The 19,878-nt window shown below is 39.9% G+C and carries 17 protein-coding genes; 3 read left to right on the plus strand and 14 right to left on the minus strand.

The window, feature by feature from the left end; genetic code table 11:
- Positions 1-145: 145 nt before the first annotated feature.
- From FC83_RS01875 to FC83_RS16980, 7 genes are all read right to left on the minus strand, one after another.
- Complete coding sequence (locus FC83_RS01875; RefSeq protein WP_035455831.1) at positions 146-682, minus strand: hypothetical protein; 537 nt, start codon at positions 680-682, stop codon at positions 146-148.
- A 685-nt stretch (positions 683-1,367) separates the two neighbouring features.
- Positions 1,368-2,069, minus strand: coding sequence for a hypothetical protein (locus FC83_RS01880; protein WP_052005078.1), 702 nt, complete (start codon positions 2,067-2,069; stop codon positions 1,368-1,370).
- Positions 2,070-3,147: 1,078 nt separating this feature from the next.
- Positions 3,148-3,924: a hypothetical protein gene (locus FC83_RS01885; protein WP_035455834.1), complete on the minus strand. Its 777-nt coding sequence runs from the start codon at positions 3,922-3,924 to the stop codon at positions 3,148-3,150.
- Positions 3,925-4,069: 145 nt separating this feature from the next.
- Positions 4,070-4,807 carry a hypothetical protein gene (locus FC83_RS01890; protein ID WP_057002315.1) on the minus strand — a complete coding sequence of 246 codons (738 nt, stop codon included), beginning with the start codon at positions 4,805-4,807 and terminating at the stop codon, positions 4,070-4,072.
- A gap of 280 nt (positions 4,808-5,087) precedes the next feature.
- Complete coding sequence (locus FC83_RS01895; RefSeq protein ID WP_057002316.1) at positions 5,088-6,059, minus strand: M23 family metallopeptidase; 972 nt, start codon at positions 6,057-6,059, stop codon at positions 5,088-5,090.
- 639 nt (positions 6,060-6,698) lie between these two features.
- On the minus strand, positions 6,699-7,280 hold the full coding sequence (locus tag FC83_RS01905) for a GH25 family lysozyme (RefSeq protein ID WP_052005079.1): 582 nt from the start codon (positions 7,278-7,280) through the stop codon (positions 6,699-6,701).
- 4 nt (positions 7,281-7,284) lie between these two features.
- Positions 7,285-7,710 (minus strand): phage holin, LLH family, encoded by a 426-nt coding sequence (locus FC83_RS16980; protein WP_035455844.1) that lies wholly within the window; start codon positions 7,708-7,710, stop codon positions 7,285-7,287.
- An 851-nt stretch (positions 7,711-8,561) separates the two neighbouring features.
- Here FC83_RS16980 and FC83_RS01920 point away from each other — a divergent pair.
- Together FC83_RS01920 and FC83_RS01925 are read left to right on the plus strand one after the other, a co-directional pair.
- Complete coding sequence (locus tag FC83_RS01920; RefSeq protein ID WP_035455846.1) at positions 8,562-8,933, plus strand: hypothetical protein; 372 nt, start codon at positions 8,562-8,564, stop codon at positions 8,931-8,933.
- A 560-nt stretch (positions 8,934-9,493) separates the two neighbouring features.
- Positions 9,494-11,044 (plus strand): polysaccharide deacetylase family protein, encoded by a 1,551-nt coding sequence (locus FC83_RS01925; protein WP_081763213.1) that lies wholly within the window; start codon positions 9,494-9,496, stop codon positions 11,042-11,044.
- Positions 11,045-11,161: 117 nt separating this feature from the next.
- Here FC83_RS01925 and FC83_RS01930 read toward each other — a convergent pair whose 3' ends face one another.
- From FC83_RS01930 to FC83_RS01945, 4 genes are all read right to left on the minus strand, one after another.
- A complete protein-coding gene (locus FC83_RS01930) occupies positions 11,162-11,767 on the minus strand; it encodes a hypothetical protein (protein ID WP_035455848.1) in 606 nt (201 codons plus the stop codon).
- A gap of 129 nt (positions 11,768-11,896) precedes the next feature.
- Positions 11,897-12,517, minus strand: a complete 621-nt coding sequence (locus tag FC83_RS01935) for a hypothetical protein (RefSeq protein WP_152537807.1) — start codon at positions 12,515-12,517, stop codon at positions 11,897-11,899.
- Positions 12,518-12,560: 43 nt separating this feature from the next.
- Positions 12,561-13,262 (minus strand): ParA family protein, encoded by a 702-nt coding sequence (locus FC83_RS01940; protein ID WP_035455852.1) that lies wholly within the window; start codon positions 13,260-13,262, stop codon positions 12,561-12,563.
- Positions 13,263-13,710: 448 nt separating this feature from the next.
- Positions 13,711-14,541 carry a lysozyme family protein gene (locus FC83_RS01945; RefSeq protein ID WP_057002317.1) on the minus strand — a complete coding sequence of 277 codons (831 nt, stop codon included), beginning with the start codon at positions 14,539-14,541 and terminating at the stop codon, positions 13,711-13,713.
- Positions 14,542-14,743: 202 nt separating this feature from the next.
- Here FC83_RS01945 and FC83_RS01950 point away from each other — a divergent pair, with 202 nt between their 5' ends.
- The gene (locus FC83_RS01950; protein ID WP_035455859.1) at positions 14,744-15,487 is read left to right on the plus strand and encodes a hypothetical protein; all 744 of its coding nucleotides are present in this window, start codon (positions 14,744-14,746) and stop codon (positions 15,485-15,487) included.
- A gap of 96 nt (positions 15,488-15,583) precedes the next feature.
- Here FC83_RS01950 and FC83_RS01955 read toward each other — a convergent pair whose 3' ends face one another.
- The 3 genes from FC83_RS01955 to FC83_RS01965 all read right to left on the minus strand — a co-directional run bounded on the left by FC83_RS01955 (position 15,584) and on the right by FC83_RS01965 (position 19,738).
- Positions 15,584-16,750: an MFS transporter gene (locus FC83_RS01955; RefSeq protein ID WP_035455862.1), complete on the minus strand. Its 1,167-nt coding sequence runs from the start codon at positions 16,748-16,750 to the stop codon at positions 15,584-15,586.
- A gap of 210 nt (positions 16,751-16,960) precedes the next feature.
- Positions 16,961-18,154, minus strand: a complete 1,194-nt coding sequence (locus FC83_RS01960) for an NAD(P)/FAD-dependent oxidoreductase (RefSeq protein WP_035455864.1) — start codon at positions 18,152-18,154, stop codon at positions 16,961-16,963.
- A 279-nt stretch (positions 18,155-18,433) separates the two neighbouring features.
- Complete coding sequence (locus FC83_RS01965) at positions 18,434-19,738, minus strand: APC family permease (protein WP_057002318.1); 1,305 nt, start codon at positions 19,736-19,738, stop codon at positions 18,434-18,436.
- Between the last annotated feature and the right edge of the window lie 140 nt (positions 19,739-19,878).

A 19,878-nucleotide genomic window follows, 5' to 3' on the forward strand; every position in this document is an offset into this window, starting at 1 on the left:
AATAAAAAGACAAACTACAACTTTAACGAAAAAGTATAGTTTGTCTTCAATCTGAACACACATTTCGATAGAATGTGTGTTTTTTATTAGGCTTCCCATTAGGTTTGATCCTTCTGGTTATCTAATAGTCAGATGAGCCATTAAATCACATGGGATTATCGCTATTATCGAGTCGATAAGAAGAACCATCAGGATAAACAACGTATTGATATATGTATGATACACCAATGATCGTCATTTCTTTAACCCGCCAGTAGTCAGTGCCCCAGTAGCCATTAGAAATATGATCTGATAGCCACCATGTATCAGGATTATTGCTATCACCATACTTAGCCACGACATTCAAGATAGCATCAGATTTATTGTCAACATGGACGATAGCTTGGTTAGCCTGAATCCATTGATCGCCACCAGCCCAATAATAAAAGCCATCTTTGCGTTTGGTATAACCAAAGATCTGCCATTGCGTGTCTTTAGGCAATATTCGATCAAACTCTTTGTGACTGTCATTGTTGATATAAAGATTGGCGCCCCAAGTACCGTTGATGGTAGCGACAGAATCGTAATCGTAGAACTGATCAATTTTTTTATACGCTTCAGCTTTAGCGGACTGTGTTGGAATAAATATGCCAATCAGTAAGAAGCCGGACAACAATAACATGATGATTTTTCTATGTTTCATAAACAATCCCCTCCAAATAGGATAGTCACATTTTAGTCTCAATTTAAGATTACCAGTTTTATGTTAGATGGCAAAATTTTTGAGTAGTTCAGGTAATCCATATGGTAGTTACAATTACTTTCCCGCCATAGTCTGTAAAATAATGACTCCTGAATTATTCGTTCATAATAAAATAAAAGACGTAACTCCTTGAGTTACGCTGCATTATCTATGTATGCCGCGCACCCAAAATATGCGGCGGTGTGGATCCACTTGACGAAGAGCAATCCTTATGACAGTCAATTTTGGTGGCTCTTAGACAAATCCAGTCATCACCCTAGCTGAAAAACGTTAACCAATTGAGGATTTTTTAAAACTGTACATAACCTCTCAGTTATTTGTCACACCATCATTCCAGTGTTTTTTAAAAATAATGGTAATTTCTGTGATTTCACTGTGAACCTGAGTATTATTCAAATTTCTATACACGCAAAACCGATTCAACCATCGCAACTCAAATAATGATCCTGGTAAACTTAAATATCCAAATCTAAAAAACAAAAATGATGCTAAGTTCACCGCTGACAAGTAAACTTAGCATCATTTCTGCTTATATTCATATTCTGGAATTAACTTTTATATATCAATAAATTTATTTGAGGAGGAATTTAGATGTCATGAAAAGCAATTCAAAATAAAATGAATATTAGGATTCAACATAGACCGTTGCATGGGTACGTCCATATGAAGGAATATCGTTATTAGGCCATGCAATATCTAACCAATAAGGATGATCAATACCGTAAGTCCCCGTATCATTGACAACCCGCTCAATTACAGTTTGGCCATCTAAGGGATCATCGAGTACAATTTTTAATCGTGTGCCACGAGGAAAAACATTGAGGTTAGCGGCTACCCCAGAGTAATCCATATCAGGGTTAGTTAAACGTGGATCATAAAATGAAATCTCCACATAAGTCCCTTGGGCACTATTAGGATTAGCTGGATCATTGGTATTTGTACCTTGAACCCATTGGTTACCACCAAGGTCATAGTTATAACCACCCCAGCTGTCAATTGCCACAGTAAAGTATTGATACTGCTCACCTTGAGTTAAGGCGTCTTTATTTTGCCAAGGCCGACCATTAACAGAATATTGTGCCATAATACCGGCAGCTGTGACCGTTAACGTACCTGATTCTTGTGAAACACTTTGAACAGATTCGGAAACATCAAGGTCTGTTACGTATTCATCAGTACCAACATTGTACCAATTAACACCATATTCGTCGGATGATTCACTAAAATATTCCCATTCAGTGCCGAAGTCTAAGGTACGAACAACATTACCATTGACCGCATCCCAGAGTTTTGCACTATCACTTGAAGTTACTGTTACATTTGCCATTTAAAAAACTTCTTTCTGCCATTAAGGCTCAAATTAATTAGCATCTTGATCGGAGATGCAAGGACTAAGCACGTGCTTGATGTTATAATATTATATCGATATGCAACTTACAATAGCATTTGAATTACATTGTGATAATATATTGATATTGTGATAATATTCCGAGTAGGTTATGTACTGAATGTTAGATTGTTTTTTGACATCCCCTATTTTTTCTAAGTGATTGTTCAATATCGTTAAATCTGAAATATTCACTAAAAAATATAAAAAGCGGTGCAACTTCTTTAGTTGCACCGTCTTACTCATTTTGAAGCCATCACCCATACGGTAAAGTCCCGCAGTCATTCTGTGCTACGATAAAGCTACAGATCAAATGACTAATTTTTTGATTCCCATTGTATTTTACGATTCAAAATTGTGAGTCAGCGCTGATTATTTGCGTTTCGATTCATGAGCGAATAATCCAGGATTAACTGATCTTTTGCATCTGCTTACGAGTCACTACAAGCGAATGATGACTGCCACGATAAATGAAAAGGGCCACCTGAATTAGACTGTGTTGTCTTCACCTAATTCAGATGGTCCTTGCTGTAGTCATTGTGTTCTCGCCCATTTTTTCATTTGGCATAGGTCAATCCCAGAAAGAATCGGTTCGTTGCTAGTGCAACTAAACAATCTAAAATTAACTGTTACTCTAAGCCATTGCTTATAGCCAATTTCAAGAATTCAAATTCGAAAATCGCCTCAACTTCACTTGAAAATTCCTCCATATGTCCTTGCGGTTCGAGATAAATCACATTACAAACCCGCAATAAAACATTGTCATTTTTAAATTTAACCATATCGATCACTCTTTAATCACCACCTTACCGTGCTACATATATACTACGCAAAGAAATTCTGTTGTTGTGTGTGATTTAGAAATTAAAAAATCGGCCCTAAAAGTGCTTGATGTCTCATGCCACAACCTCATAGGAAATTGCGCAAACCATAAAAAATAAACCGCATCTAAAGCAACGCGGTTTACCTTCAATTTGATTATTCTGATACTATTCCTTTTGTGCACAGTAACGTATTTCTAATCTGGATAATAAGCACCATCAGAAGCTGCTACCCACTGATAAAAATCGCCAACTTGAAGAGATTGTTTACCGTTTATATAACTGACATTGAAGACTTTATAAGCCCCAGGGTCTGTTATCGTACCAGTATATTTCCCAACAGAATCAAAAACACTTGTCCCGGCATTAACAACAATAACACCGCTAGCGGGCTTCGTTAACGAAATATCACTAACCTTGACCCATTGACTGTTGCCAAGATTATAAGTAAAAGCCCCATAATAATTGTCGTTAGCTACTTGTGTTGCCGTCCATTCATCATAACTGGTACTTAATTTGCCGACTGGCTTTGTTGCTTGCATATCACTGTAGACAGTAACATCTTTAAAGTCTGAATACACCACGGACCCTTGAGGCATATCAGAAACTGTAAGATTGCTGCCATACGAAGGTGTGACATCGGCCGCTTTAACCCATTGGTTGGAACCTAGATCATAGGCCACTACTTTGCCACTTGTGCCAGCCGCCGTTCGCGTTATTCTCCAGGTGCTATACGGTGTCGTTAAATTAACACCTGACGGCTTCGTCGTCGCCGCATCCGTGTACACAGGAACCGGCTCACTGTTGGTATGTACAGCAGCCCATTCTTTCTGTGTCGTTATCGTTAGGCTTGAAGCCGTTGCATCTGTTCCTGCTGCAAAAACAAATGTCTTCGGTGAAGTAACACCAGTTGTTAATGCAAGTCCAAAAACAACTAATAATCCTGCTAATAGCTTAATACGTTTTCTCATCATTTTAATACCTGCTTTCGTGAGGACGTGCTGTCTAAAGTTTTCATATCAAATCACTGATGATCATTGTTAAATCGAGGACAAGCACTGTACTTCCAACCTCCACAACGTAAAAAGGGGCTGAAAATTCTCCAACCTCTTCCTACCATTAATATGGTGTGCCGGAATCAAAGAGAGCCCATTGACTATCATTACCAAGGTTGACATAAATACCATCATTAATAGTTTTTACATCAAATATTTGGTAGGTAAAATGCTGAGGATTATCAATGGTTTGCGTTGCCTGCCCAGCGCTGTTAAATAACTTCGTGCCCGTTTGGAAGAACAATGTTTGATTAATAGCTCTGGCATTTTCAGTTGTGCCAACCCATTGATTATTACCCAAGTCAAAAGAGTAAGTTCCATCCGCCTGTGTTGGGTTTGAGACACGGATAATTTCCCAATGACTAATACTTGGATCGAGCTTACCAATGGCTTGTGTCAGATAAGGGTCACTATAAATAGTTGTAGCTTCCCCATTTGAATAAAATTCTCGAAAAGAACCATTTGGGTTAACGTTTAACTCATTAGGTCGACTATCTGAGGCCTTTACCCACTGACTGCCGCCAAGATTAAATGCAGTCGCATAGTTACCATTATAAGCAGCTTGAAATGTTCTCCAAGTATTTACATCTATGTTTAAAGTTCTTCCAGTATTTTGAGTAGTTTCTGGATCAGAGTAAATTGAAATTGGTTGATTCTTTGAAGTGAAGGTTGTATCAATATCCTTGATAGTCAGCTTATCTGCTTTAGTTATACCGCTTGAAGTCGCTAAAAACATGACAACTCCAAGTAAAAAAAGTGGCACAATAAGCCGTCTTCTTGCAGTTCTAATCCGTTTTGACATTTTAAAAATCCTCCTCCTATGTATGTCAGAAATTGCAGCTAGATTTATTATACCTCATTCAAGTAATTTTAAATCAGCCTTACACATATTAATTTTTCAAGAATTAAAAAAATGATGCTAAATTCGCTTTTATAAGCGAACTCAGCACCATTTTACATACCAAACATTCTGTAATTTTCTTCAGATACAAATATATTTTAATTATTCGAGGAGGAAATTGAAATATACAGACTTTACCGATTAAAAATTGGTAGTTATCATTAGAACTCAGATCCAACCATTAAAGAATGTTGCGAGGATTTACCCATGTACTTTCAGTAAAGGAACCACCATTTGCTACTGCATTGGCCCAAGTACCTGTGCAGATACCTAAATGCAAGTGGGTGACAAGACCATTATTATTCTCCGTAGCACCACTAAACGCACCATTATCCAAGTATCCAATTTCATCGCCAGCATCGACATGTTGACCTTGTGAAACTGAAATGTCAGCTCTGCCGCCAGCGAACTCTTGATAAATCACATCGTGACCTTCATCAGTTCTTAAAATAACAACCCATGTACCGATTGCTAACTCCATTGAATTACCGTTCCAACCGAGGTATTGATCAGGCGTAATATCACCAGCTAGTTCGATTGTACCACTGTGTACGGCAATGATTTTATGCGGATAGTTAACATCGCCAAAATCTAACCCATCATGAAATGGATGAGACCATCCAGGTCGAGTATATCCGAAATCTTGTTCTCCGGAAACATTATCAGCATTGTCATAAGGTGCTTCAAATGGATAAACCCATTCACTTGTGCTCCCGCTTCCACTTTCATCCACAACTTCTTGGGTAGTGACCCATTGAGAACGGCCCACATCAAACCAAATTGTGCCTTCGCTGTCAGTTGCGGCTTTGTTATAAGCCCATTCACTATTTTCGGGCAATGGTGTTGGATTGTCTTGGGTATTTTCGCTGCCATTTGTGGAATAGTAAACTGTTGCTGTGGTAAAACCTGCAACTTTAGCAGTCCCACTGCGAACTTCTAAGTCTGTGATATTAGGGGCGGCATAGATTTCACTGATCCATTGGTCACCGCCTAAATCGTACCAAATTTGCCCATCAACGGTTTGTGTATCTTCGTATTCCCAATCCGTATTCAAAGCTAAAGCTTTGACGTACGTCCCATTAGGGGAATCAAATACGTCACCACCAGTATCGCCTGAAGCAACACTTGTATCAATAATCTTTACAGATGCCATAGTTAAAACTTCTTTCTGCCACTAATTGGCTACAAAATTTTATACATCTTGATCGGAGATGCAAGTTCTAAGCACGTGCTTGATGTTATACTATTATATTCACTTGTAGCTTTCAATAGTTTTTGAAGCATATTATGATAATACGATAAATATTATGATAATTATTTCGGAGAAATTATGTAGTGGAAATCAATTGTGTAATTGATTTCCACTGTCTTTTTCGATGATCACATGCTACTGTGAATGATATTTTCTGGATAGCTAAATCTTATGAGTGTTTGTCTTTAATATCCTGAATTAATTTATGCCAAGCGTCTACCAATCTTTTCATTGCTTTAATAAATTTTTCAAGGTTATTCGTAATTACAGTTAACATACCAATCAACGTAATTACAACACTCAATAATTGAATCTGAGCATTCTCTCTCATGATTACATCTGCAAAGAGAACGCAACTTGAAAAGAATATAGACATCCCCCCTGACTTCGGTGCATCGTAATCATCGCAGAAGAACTAATTAATCGTCTTTACCGCTTAAATTTTCCCGTTAATTTAAGCTCTATCACCCCTTTCAAAAACGCCCGGACAAATTTCTGTCCGGGCGTTTTTACTGATCGAAATTTTATTTCCAAAGATATCTAAAATTGTTCCACAGTAAATAGACCAGTATAGTCATAGGACATATCCAGTGGCAGACCATTGTAACTATTTGTAAACTGCCAAGCCGTTGCCCCATCCACGCCAGATTGCGCTACATCATAGCTGGCTACCCAAATTGCATCATCAGTTGGTAATTTATCTTGTAAGAACCAACTGGCCATACTGTAGACAGCTAATTTGGCCCAGCCTAAGTCCCGCAACCGCTGTAAAAAGGCCACGGTATTATCAAAAACGGCCGTTTGGGCAATACCTGGATCTTCTACATCAACCACCATCACGCAATCACCATCAAAACCCAGTTCTTTAGCGTAACTGTCAAAAAAGTCCGCCTCGTTATAGGCATCTTGTTGACCGGTATATAACGCATAATGATACAAATGAGTTTGCAAACCAGCCTTAAGTGCACTCTGAGTTTGATTGAGTGCTTTTGGATTTTTGTAGTTAGTACCATCAGCGCTACCTTGAGTCGCTTTGACCACAACACCCATAGCCCCGAGATCTTTAATATACGTGAGTTCATCTGGTTGATATGAACTCACATCTGCAAATAAATTAGCCATGCTATCACGCCCCATTTCTTGTTGTATTTGCAGCAGATGCATTCTTAGCAACCGAGTCTTGATTGTAATTGGCATGCAACTCTTGTTTCTTGGTAGAAAATGCCGCCTCAACGATAGCCGGAACATCTACATGCTTCGTATCAAGCCCTAAATTCTGAGCTTGAATTTTAGTTGCCTGAACTGCAGCTTGCTTTTTGTCAACGCCAGTGGCACCGACAGATTTATTCGCCTCAGTTTGTGTTACTTGTACCTCAGCAATCTTTGTAAGTGCATTTAAGATATCTGCCAGTGAATTAAGCCCTTGTTTCTTTAGATTATTCTTTTGAACTTTTGCAGAGTTCCGGATCAGCGGGATGACATACCCACTTACCACAAGGATCACAATGGGCAATACAACTTGGTACAATATAAAGCTCCAATCGATTTTCAAGTTAGTTCCTTCTTCCAATATTTAATTACTGGAATTCCATGTTTAAACGCGCGTTCTCAGTCATGATAATGGCAATGCCAGCAATAAACAATAGCAATGAGTTCGATTTGTGATAATAGCAACCCACTTTTTGTGAGTTTATGATAATTATCTTCAGTTTTGTAAAGCTAAGTTCAGACAATCTACTTAAATAATCTCTTTTTAAAAGTACGATGATAAGCCAATTTTCCGGTTAGCCTATCACCGTTTTTTTATACCAAATGTAGTAAGCCACTTCGCAATCGATCGCAATATAAAATATCTTTCAGGATATTTTATTAATTATATTTTGATATTAATTAAACAATATAATAAATAAATTCCGTCCATGATCCATTTGTGCTAAATAATAGACCAGAAATTAGTTTTTTATGACCCCTTGTTATACCAGGTGATTGCCACCAAATTTAAAGCGCTATTTTTTGGCATTTATTCCAAGAAATAGCAAAAATTAGAAAACGTATGATAATATACGGCCTCTATTATCATACGAAATAATAATTTATGTTTTATTTAAACTGATTAGCAGTACATTTTATTTACTAAGTGAAAATTTTTTCCTTAGTAAATAAAATATGAGGAGTCTTCATTATGTCAATTGATTTCAAATGTGCGGCTACAGTCAAAGCAAGCCGAAAGAGTATGCGTGCCAGAAATAGATCTGGTGCGGTCCACCGGTATACACCTAAGGCATATAACACGGATAACTTTGAGTTTTCCGCCAAGCGCTGTCAAAAACATCAACAGCGAGCAAAACTTAAAAAGCAGAACATCTTGCCCCTAGAAAACCAACCTCGACAAATTCTACTCGTGTGAAAAAATGGCGCAAAGCTAATAAGGGCGGCGCAAATGATAATAACAGAGTAAGTGCCGCTATACGTTTTGTGTTTGATTCATCCGAAGCAGATTACAAAGATTTTAAAGCCATTCTAATAAAGCTTCAAAATCACACGATTACGGAAATTCCGCGTATTCACAACAAAATTGATAATGCAGTTCTGGATGAATTAGGAATCAAGAAAGAAACATACACGAACTACCGAGCCCAAGCCCTCGACTATCTTGATGAAATCAAGAACCACGATCAGGCATTAGCAGCTCTTGCTAAACACTTTGCTAACAGAGATGCTGGTAGGCCACGAGAATACAAGAAAACTGGACCTAAACCTGGCAGAAAAAAGTAGATTAAAGACACCTATCTAAACGATTAACAAAAGAGACTGGAACAAAAGTCACTCTTGATAAATTGCCCTTGTTATCCATTGGCAATATTGCAATCAAGGATTCGATTTTTATCCCGGCCCCTTTTAGTTAACAACTCAAAAACGTCAATGACACAATAAATATGGTGGGAAACGTTCTTGCTAGAAGTATTTTTGATTCCAATATCATAATTCAAAACAACAGGTATTGTACCGTTTTCTTATTCCACTGTTCAAGATGAAATCAAGTCGGCTGAAAAGCGGCATTCTATATAAGAGGCATTCTTGCTAAGAACGCAATAGAATGGTAGACAAGTATTTTAAATTCAGATAACTTCACGAAAATAAACCCTTCAACTCAAAATACATAAGGTTTATTCTAAAAAAATCTGACAATATCGTATATTATCATAAACAATATTATATTATCATAATAAATATCGACACATATTGCTTTCATATTTATCTGTGTTAAAGTCTGTATAACATATGTTTTAAGTGCTTTAGCTAAAGCAAAATTTAATCGAAAAGGAAATGTTATTATGTCTTATTTCACTCTAAATGATTCACGTGACACTGCAACAATTACTGATAAAACACTATTATGGAGAATGTTGCCATATAACTGGACAGGCCCAGATGAAAACCATCCACCGTATAGTTTTAGTTCATATCCACTAACACCTTATTTTCAAGACAACCAGGTTAAATTCTTAACCCCTAATACTCAGTATAAAGTTTTTATGACTTATACAATCTTATTAGATTCACAAAGCCAAATCACTTGTAATGCCGTTCAAGTCGGTGGTGATATGTGGATTCTTGACAGCCCGGTTTATAATGACCCGACAAGAGACTTTGTAGGCCGTGAAATCCCCTGTACTGCTGGTGAAGCAACATACACTACCTACAAATTTGGTCGGCAACAAGGAACTCCCATTCAAACAACTTTGTCTTATAAAATCGATAATTATGGTGATGGCCCTATGACCAATGGCATTCAGCAAATCGATAATGTCTACTTTATCTGCGTTGGTGTTAACACTTGGGTTCAACGTTTCGACTTATCCAGTGATGATTTGACCACTTGGGCAGCAAATGCTAATAGCTATAATGATTACCTTCTAGGTCAATCTTTATCCGGAACTGGTGATTATAGTTTATTAAGCAGTCCATTTACGGATGAACAAACCGTTTTAGGCGATGCATCTGGCGTTGATATTCCTGATGGTTCTATTACCGTCAATAATCGTCAATATTCCCAAGTTGATGGTGGTTACATCTGTGACGATGACTTGATGAAGGGGCTGTCACCACTGCCAACAGGTAATGATAATGGTGCCAAAATACCAGTACTGACCTACCATGAATTCTCTGATACTGTAGATACGCAATATGATCTGGATATCAACAAGTTTAGAGATGATATGGAATGGTTGCACAATAACGGTTGGTACACATTGACAGAAACTGAAGCAATCAATATTTTAACTACTGGGGCTGCCGTACCAGATAATGCCGTTCTAATTACTTTAGATGATTTTTATCCTAGCTGGATTGGTGAAGGTGATTCAAACCTCAATGCCATTCAAATCATGGAAGATAATGGTATCAACGCTATCCTGTTTATCACAACGGACAATGTTGATGATGCTGCTTGGACTGTTTTGAGAAACCTGGATCATAACCAATTTGCATTGGGCGCACATAATGTCAAGCACATAGCTGACAACAGTTTGTCTTATGGCGACCTTCAAGATCAAATTAATACTTCAAAAAGCACTATTGAAAGCCAAGGGCAAACTAGTGTCCGATCATATGCTTATCCAACAGGCTCAAGAAATTCCGAATCCTTGTTAGCCTTACGCAAAGCCGGTTTTAGCATGGCATTCAACTTTGGATTCGAACCAGCTAATACGGCAGGTTTAGTTATTATGGAACCAGCTACTCGATTGACTGAAAGTTCAACCGACGGGACATTAGCACGTTTCAACTTTAATCGCAAAGAGATCCATCCTCAAAATGCCTATAATTTGCCCTATGAGCTTACGTCAGATGATACCGTTAGCTATAAAAAACCACAGAATTCTTAATTACGACAATATACTGAACTAACACCTGAACAAATCTCTAAATAAAAAAAGTCCAATCTCGATTATCGAATTTTCGAGATTGGACTTTTTGTCTACCGTTTACTTTACACAGGCAACTTAATATCTTGATATGGGTCCCATGCTATAGACCTGTCCATCAGCATAAACATTGTAAAGATAAGCATCTTCAAATATGGCACTACCAGAAACATAGCCATAAATAAAACGACCCACTTTATAATGCACACCATATTCATCCCTAACAAGAAGTACGCGATAATCATCGTGGGCTCCAATGCTCCCTATAAAAGCTTCTGCATTTAAAAGCGCATCATAATTATCTGAAACGGGTACTTTAGCTTGATTAGCTTGAAGCCACATATCACCACCAACATCATAGTACCAACCATCTTTACGTAAGGTATAGCCATAAACTTGCCATTGTGAACCTATAGGTAAAATTCTGTCAAAAACCTTACTGTCATCATTACCATAAAAAACATTGGCACCCCACTCACCGTTAACTGTAGCTACCGTTGGGTAGTCATAATAAGTATTGGCTTCCTTGAAGGGACCGGGACCAGCATCTTTACTGTATTCTTGATAACCAACATCAAGCTGTGGCGCTAAGAACTCGGTTCCTTGAGCAATAGTAGTCGGTGCGAACACGATGGCCATTGGAACTAGAAGTAAGGTTAACACTACTATGAATTTTTTCTTCATTATATTACCATCTCCTCTATTAAATTACGTGACATTTATTACCTCAAGATATCGATAAATTTGTCACATCATAAACCTGTCCATCAAAATAAACGGCATAAAGGTGATCACCACCAACAATTACTGATCCTAATCCATAAAGAATCTTGATGTGGTAGTTCCCATGTTATAAACTTGACCATCGGCATATACATTATAAATATGAGTAATTTGAAAAATTGGGCCACCACTTAGCGTATCGTAAACATATCTTGCAGCTTTATAATGTAAACCGTATTCATCGCTAATAAACGCGACTGCATAATCATCCTTAGTTCCTCGTCCACCTAGGAAAGCCTCAACATTTAAAAGTGCATCATAACTATCTGAAGCGGGTACTTTGACTTGATCTGCTTGAAGCCACATATCACCACCAACGTAATAATACCAGCCGTCCGTACGCAACGTATAGCCATAAACTTGCCATTGTGAGCCAACGGGTAAAATTTTGTCAAAAACTTTGTTGTCATCATTCCCATTAAAAACGTTAGCGCCCCACTCCCCATTAACTGTGGCCACCGTAGGGTAATCATAATAGACGTCAGCTTCTTTAAAGGGACCAGGTCCCAAGTTTGTTCCAAAGGTCTGATTACCAAAAGCAATTAGCGGGGTTAAATATTCGGTTCCTCGAGCAATGTTCGCTGGAACTAAAACAGCGCTTACTGTTAAAAATAACAGTACTAACATGACAGTGAACTTCTTTCTAGCCAAAAATGTCTCTTCTTCCTTGAATTATAAGCATTAATCTAGTAACTTATAAGCCATTAAGCAAACCTTGAACCAGTTCCCTGTATCTTAGAACCGGCTCAGTATATGCGTCTACAATAACATAATCCTTATTTTCAGTGCCCAGAACTATTGTCGCCATCTTTTTAGCGATATGTCTAATTTCTGCGCCTGCCCGTACTTTGTCTGCCACTCTGGGGTCATAGTCAGTGGCAATGAAGGCTGCAATTTTAATCTCATGGTCGTTATTCTCTGCCATAGCGTCTAATCGCGTACTCAATTTAGGAATAGTGCTCAAGCTTCGAAAATTCATAGATATCGGCAGAATCAGACTGTCGCTTGCTCTAATACCTAAGTCCGCGACTTCAGCCGGTTTCTTAGCAATGTCCATGATTATGTAATCGTATTCAATATTCTTCAAAAATTTTCTAAATAACATTGCACTGACGCCATTGGCTAAGGACGCCTTCGTCCCAGCTGGTACAAGATCTATACTGTCATACTTAGTCTTACGGATAGCTAACTTTTTGGTGTACAAGGCACTATCAACTGGATCTTTTAATGTAATAATGGCATCAAAACTCAGGGTAAGATTAGCCTTGGGATTTAAATCAATTAACAAGATTCGACTATGGGTCGAATCGCTTAAAATGCGTGCCAGTTTTGAAATGGAAAAATTTCTACCAGCGTTGTCATCTACATTGTAGATTGAAATGATTTGAGGTTCCATAGAAAAGTTCCTTCCAATTATATCAACTTTTTACCTTACTAGCGGCAATTCAAATTTCTGTAAGCTCTTGCGCATACAGAAATCAGTAAATTCTTAGTCACCTTTGTGAATTTAATTATTATACTATTCTTGATAAAGTAATTCAAATTTATATTAAGCGCAGAGTCAATTTTTATTGCATTCTAGAATTGATAAACTCCTCGTTTTGAACTATGATTTACTTGTCGTAGAAATAGAAAAACTTTTATTTTTATGTCTCAATTAGTTGATAGTTGATGCCAATTCGTAAATTCCACTTCGTAAGGTAATAAATTTTATCGTTGGCAACTGCTGTCTAAGAAGAGTGATATCTTATTACACCCGGACAGAACAAAAAAGCACCTCTTTACGAGGTGCTCAAAAGTTAAATTATAGGTGCGTTGCTGCTGCGTACCTATTAGTGTTAGTGCTAAGCAGGGAATCGAACTGGACCATTAGGAGCCCAACCACCTAGGGAAATATCTGAAGCCCAAGTTGCATCATTGAATAACGCGTACAATTGATCCATACTACTCCAGATATTGTCATGATTGGCAACATGATAATGGTCAAACGTATAACCAACGAATTGAAGTACGCCTTTTGAAGGATGCCCCTCTTGAGCATTTTTATCCCAATTATTAATCTTATTTGAGTTATTACCACTCTCATGTTCTGCAACAGCCATGATTGTATTGATTTGATCATCACTTACCGATGTATACATATCACTAGCGGCCTGTCGAATCATATCAGCATTAATCCCGCCATCAGAATATGTGGGATACTGGAAAATTCCTGAACCGCTCCATTCAATATCACCACCAGCATCTTCATCCACAACTTCTTGGGTGGTAACCCATTGAGAACGGCCTACATCAAACCAAATTGTGCCTTCGCTGTCAGTTGCGGCTTTGTTATAAGCCCATTCACTATTTTCGGGTAATGGTGTTGGATTGTCTTGGGTATTTTCGCTGCCATTTGGGGAATAGTAAACTGTTGCTGTGGTGAAATCTGCAACTTTAGCAGTTCCACTGCGAACTTCCAAGTCATTGATATTAGGGGCGGCATAGATTTCACTGATCCATTGATCGCCACCTAAATCGTACCAAATTTGACCGTCAACTGTTTGCGTATCAAAATATTCCCAATCCGTATTTAAAGCTAAGGCTTTAATGTATGTGCCATTTGGGGAATCATACATATCGCCACCAGTATTACCTGACGCAACACTTGTTTCAATAATCTTTACAGATGCCATAGTTAAAACTTCTTTCTGCCATTAAACGGCTAAAATTTATACATCTTGATCAGAGATGTAAGTTCCAAGCACGTGCTTATGGTTATCTTAGAGTATCAGGCCTGTAGCCTCAATAGATTCAAGCGTTGTTTATGATAATGCGTTGTTGTTTGCGATAATATCTACTAAATTAATTGCTTTATCACTAAGGAGATTTGATATTATGAGTCATCTAAAATCAAGGACCTCATTTATTTCCAAATTTGTAGTCGCATTACTAATTGCTATACTTGCCATTACTTTTGTAAATCCAACTAACGTCAAAGCCGCTAGTTCAACAGCTGATGCACTTTCCATCGCGAATCATAGTGGCATCATCGACTCTGGATACCAACCCGCTCCAATTTATTCAGATGCAGCTGCTACCAAGTCCTCGGCCACTTTATCCACACTTTATGATCAATGGCAGGTCTTTAGGGTAGCCCAAAAAGATGGCACTGCTTTTACTTATGACCTCGGTAATGGCCAATGGGTCAAAGCAACAGATCTCAGGACTTTCTCTGACGGCCCCTTGACCGCCATGGCTTATACCGATCATGCTAATACGCCCGTTTACAGCGATGCCTTATTGACAACACAAATTAGTACCTTAGATGATACGGTTAGAGTCTGGAAAATTAATAGAAGTGCCAATTTCTATCAAACAAACACGCCAGCTGCTTATGATGTTGGCTCTAATCAATGGATCGATGCGAAGTATGCCACTTTAGTTGAACCAGATTATTGGTTTGATGCTGGTACAACGCTTTATAATGGTCAATTACAACCAGTTGGTACTATTGGCGCCAGCGGCTCGTATCAAGTATTTGATGTTTTCCGCTGGTTTAATTCATTCGACCAATCCCAAGGCAGTAAATTCTACGTCCGCTTAGGTGACAATAATCAATGGGCGTTATTGCCAAATTAAATAGGTCTTTATTTAGCGGCACTTAAAAACTTGCTACGTTTGACATGTAGCAAGTTTTTTGATGTTATTTTGTGAATTAAACCTTCAATAGCAATATTATCCTGCCGACTGCTCTTTTTTTAGTTTAGCCAAAACTACCCAATACAAGGCGTTTATGATAAAAAGGCTTAACCCAATCAGATTGAACAAAACTGGTAAGCGTAATCGGCTCAAAAGCAAGGTGAATGCGCCGGTCAATAGGATTCTGATGATGGTATTGGTCACAGAAATGATGGATTGATAGTAGGCACTGGTTTGGAGATTTTCAATGGAATTGATAACTGAAACATTGTAATTGACGTTTTGCAGGCCATAAATGATTTGCTGAATCACAATGCTAAATAACACTAAAATCAAATGCTGTCGATAAATGCCCACAAAGGTGAGGGGCAATAATAGGGTGATCAAAGCTTGGGTAAGCAAGGGGTGCGTTGCTTTCTCGAAGACTTTAACGCCCAATATGCCCAATATAGAAAAGGTCGCAAAAATCGCGCCGAATAGTTTGGTGGGAATGCCCAGATTTTTGAAAAACACCGCATAGTAATCAAAGTTACTGATCAATAGCGAAGTATTGATGGCATAAATCACCAGTAAGTAGACGACTTGCTTCTCGCCAAGCAATTGTTTGATGACTTGAACGGTTATTTTCTTGACAGTTTGGTCCCGGGCTAGGGGCGTTGGGACTTCCTTGGGCAAGCGGGCTAAGGCGATGATGGCCGCAACGTAAAAAAACAGCGTGATGATAAACGGGACGTAAATATTCACCGCATATAGCACCGAGCTCACCAAGGTGAGACCTAACGCCACGAGATTAGACCACTTGGCGTAGTCGATGATGATTTGATCGTAGTTGAAATGATAAGTCGCTGCCAATTTCAAAAAATAGGTATGACCACTGCCAGTGTCAAAGGCAGCAGCTATGCCGGCCATTAGATTGGCTAGGATAAATCCGATAAAATTGGGACTGAACAAATTGAGCAGTAGCGCCAGAATCATCAGGTATTTAGAAGCCACATAAGTCAGTTTATTGCCGTATTTACCAGCCAAGTAGCCCGAAGGTATCTCCATGACAAAAGCAGCCAAGATCATAAAGGTTTTGTATAAAGAAATGGCTGATAAGGAATTAAAAAAGTGCAGATAAAAGAGCACCTTGATAGGTACAATCAAATTCTGCGTTGAGATCAACTGGATAAATAATAACCGACGGCGCTTGCTTTGAGTCATGTGCCTACCTGCCCTGTTTCTTATAATACTGAAATTATCTTCTATAAGGATAGCACACTATTTGATAACGCTATCATTTTTTTGAGAATTATTCCCTAGTTTTTCTTAAAATCTCCACCATTCAGTCCAGCATTAGATAACAAAAAAAGCCTGGCAAGACTACAACATCCGTCTTTTCCAGGCTCTTCTTAGTGTAATGCCGATATTATTTTATAACGGTAAACGGCCCTTTTTAAGCATGGTGCTCAAGTTGGCGTCGTCTAATAAGGACTTGTCCACAACGGCTTTCTTCAAGATCTTGGCCATGAAGCCCCGATACTTCCGTTGTTTGCCACCCACTTGGGCGATACCGTCCTTGCCCCCTAAAGAGGCCACGGTACCCACGGCTTCATAAGTAAATGGTGTCAATGCTTGTCCACTGATGGCTGCGGCGATGTTCTTGCCGGCCACATCCCCTTGTTTCGTGGAAATCTGGGCAGTGGTTGGATAAGGCCGATCAGTACTTGGGTCCATCACAGCGGAGTCATCCCCGGCCAAGAAGACTTCCGGATGGTCTGCTAAGTTCAAGTGTTCAGTCACCATGACCCGATCCCGGCGTTGCTCAAAGCCAGAGTCGCTGATGACCTTACTGCCAGAAACCCCCACCGTCCAAATGATGGTATTGCCATAAATCCGTTTTTCACTGTCCCCATCGGCATAAACCACCGCATTGGGTTCAATCTTCGTGATCTTGGTGCCGGTCATCATATCAATGCCGTTGTCTTCAAGGTAATTCATGGCATATTCCGCCAATGACTCGTCAAACATTGGTAAAATCCGCGTGGCCATTTCCATGGAGACCACTTTGATATCTGGGGTATTGTATTTCTTTTGCAGCGCGGGCACCGTGTGGGTCAATTCGCCCAACAGCTCGATGCCGGTAAAACCTGCGCCAGCCACGATGATAGTCAAATCTTTGTGGTCTTTAGACTTGGCAAAGTTGGCCACATGGGCTTCGATGGTTTCATAGATATTTTGCGCCGTGGCCACATCTTCTAGGGGCAGGGCATTTTCAGCCGCACCAGGTAAGCCAAAGTCTTCCGAGCGAAAGCCCAAAGCAATCAGCACATAATCATACGGCATGGTGTCATGATCTGTGAAGTCCACCGTCTTATCTTCAACATTGACCTTGCTGACCTCAGCCTGTACAAAATTGATTGATTTCGGTAAAACGTCGCGAATATTAAATGTGATTTTGTCCACAGGCATGGTACCTGCCGCAATCTCATGTAATTGGGTCTTTTCTTGATGCACCACGTTCTTATCGATCAATGTCACATTGGTACCAGCGGGGGCATATTTCGCTAACATTTTAGCCGCCCGAATGCCGGCATAGCCCGCACCTAAAATTAAGACGTCAGTCATTTAATCCCACTTCCTAATCTATATATTATTAATGTGGTCCCTGACTAAGGAACTTTATCACATTACTGTCTTCTTCTTTAATTATAACAATATGGAGCGGTTTCACAATGAATAAAGCTCAGAAAGTGCGGAAAACTGAGATACGGCCATTTTAGGCAGCTATTCACGACACTTATGGCGTCCAAACAGGCCTATGCTGTTTTACAACAGCTGCATTGCTGTTTTTCATGTGAGAAACTAAATATTAAATTTTATTGAACCAAATTATTTTGGTGGTCTCTATTTTGTTGGCGAATGGCGCCGATCATCCTTGGCATATATGAGCCAACCGATTAAAGCTACCCCGATGGCAATCAGCCAGGTCACCCAAGTAAAGCCGGTCATTAAATAGGCAATCAAGGCTAAGGCTAAGCTCATCAACAAGACCCCGCCGGGTAGGTGCATCCCCTTGGGCAAATCCGGCGCCTGGCGCAGTTTGAACCAGGCCAAAATGGTGACGATGTACTGCAAGAAAGCACTGAAGACGATTAGATTCACTAGGAATAAATAGCCCCCGGACACTACCAAAACAGCGGCGATACCGATGGTAAGCCACACGGCCACAACTGGCGCACCGGCTTTATTGGTGCGGCCAAAAACAGCTGGCAAGAGCGCTTTTTCTGTGGCTAAGGAAGCCATTTCAATGGGTGTATCAAAGGAAACAGCAATGGCGACCCCTAAAATAGAGACCAACATCCCCACTAAGACCACTGATTTACCCACGCTGCCTAATACCGTGGCGATGGCCGTGGCCACCGGCAGGGTTTCGTGACTTAAACTCCCGCCCAAGATAGCCATGGTGGTCAATTGGGCCAGGCCGTAGACTGAGATGACCGCCAACATCACCACCATCAGCGCCCGGGGCAAGGTTTTTTCCGGATTGCGCATTTTTTTAGCCGCTACGGGCAGGAAAGAAAACCCCGTGAACATGTAAAAAGCGGTGGCAAAAGCACTGCGAAAGCCCGTTCCAGAAGTCGAGGCAGCAACTGTTTGCAAACCATGACGGCCAATGAAAAAGGCCCCCACGGCAATCACCAAAATCAAAATGGCAATTTTTAACCCGCTGGAAATATTGTCGATGGCTGTCAGTGCACTGGGTCCCACTAAGTTGATCACGATTAAAATGGCAATGATGCCCAGGGCCACGGCAATGTAGACGGAGCGATTTTTGACGGCGGGCACCAAGCCGCCCAGAGTGGTGAGAAAGGCCGCTAACTCAGCGGCAATGGTGATCACCCCCAAAAACCAGCCGAACCAGCCTGTTTGGAACCCTAAAAAAGACCCAAAGGCCCGGTTCACATAGACCCAAGCCCCGCCATCATCATCAATTTTGGAGGCCAGGGCGGCATAGCTCAAAGCAATCAAGGTGGTGCCTAATCCGGCTAACACAATGGCCGCCAAACTCCAAACGCCGGCGGTTTGATACAAGGTACTGGGTAGCAAAAAGATGCCTGAGCCAATGATGCCATTGATACCCAAGAGTAAGACGCTGCCAAAAGATAGGGTCTTGGCCGAACCCCGGTGCCGCTTAGGCGGTCTGCGCATAAGCTTAGCCCCCTCTTCCTTTTAGATGGGTTAAGCATACCAAATTTAGCAATAAAAGGGTCTAAAAAACCACCGGGCTTCATACTGATACTATCCCTTTAGAGAGCACCAGAGAAAAACAAAAATTTCTCTGGTGTGAT

Origin of the sequence: Agrilactobacillus composti DSM 18527 = JCM 14202 (assembly GCF_001436375.1) — a bacterium.
Taxonomy (GTDB): domain Bacteria; phylum Bacillota; class Bacilli; order Lactobacillales; family Lactobacillaceae; genus Agrilactobacillus; species Agrilactobacillus composti.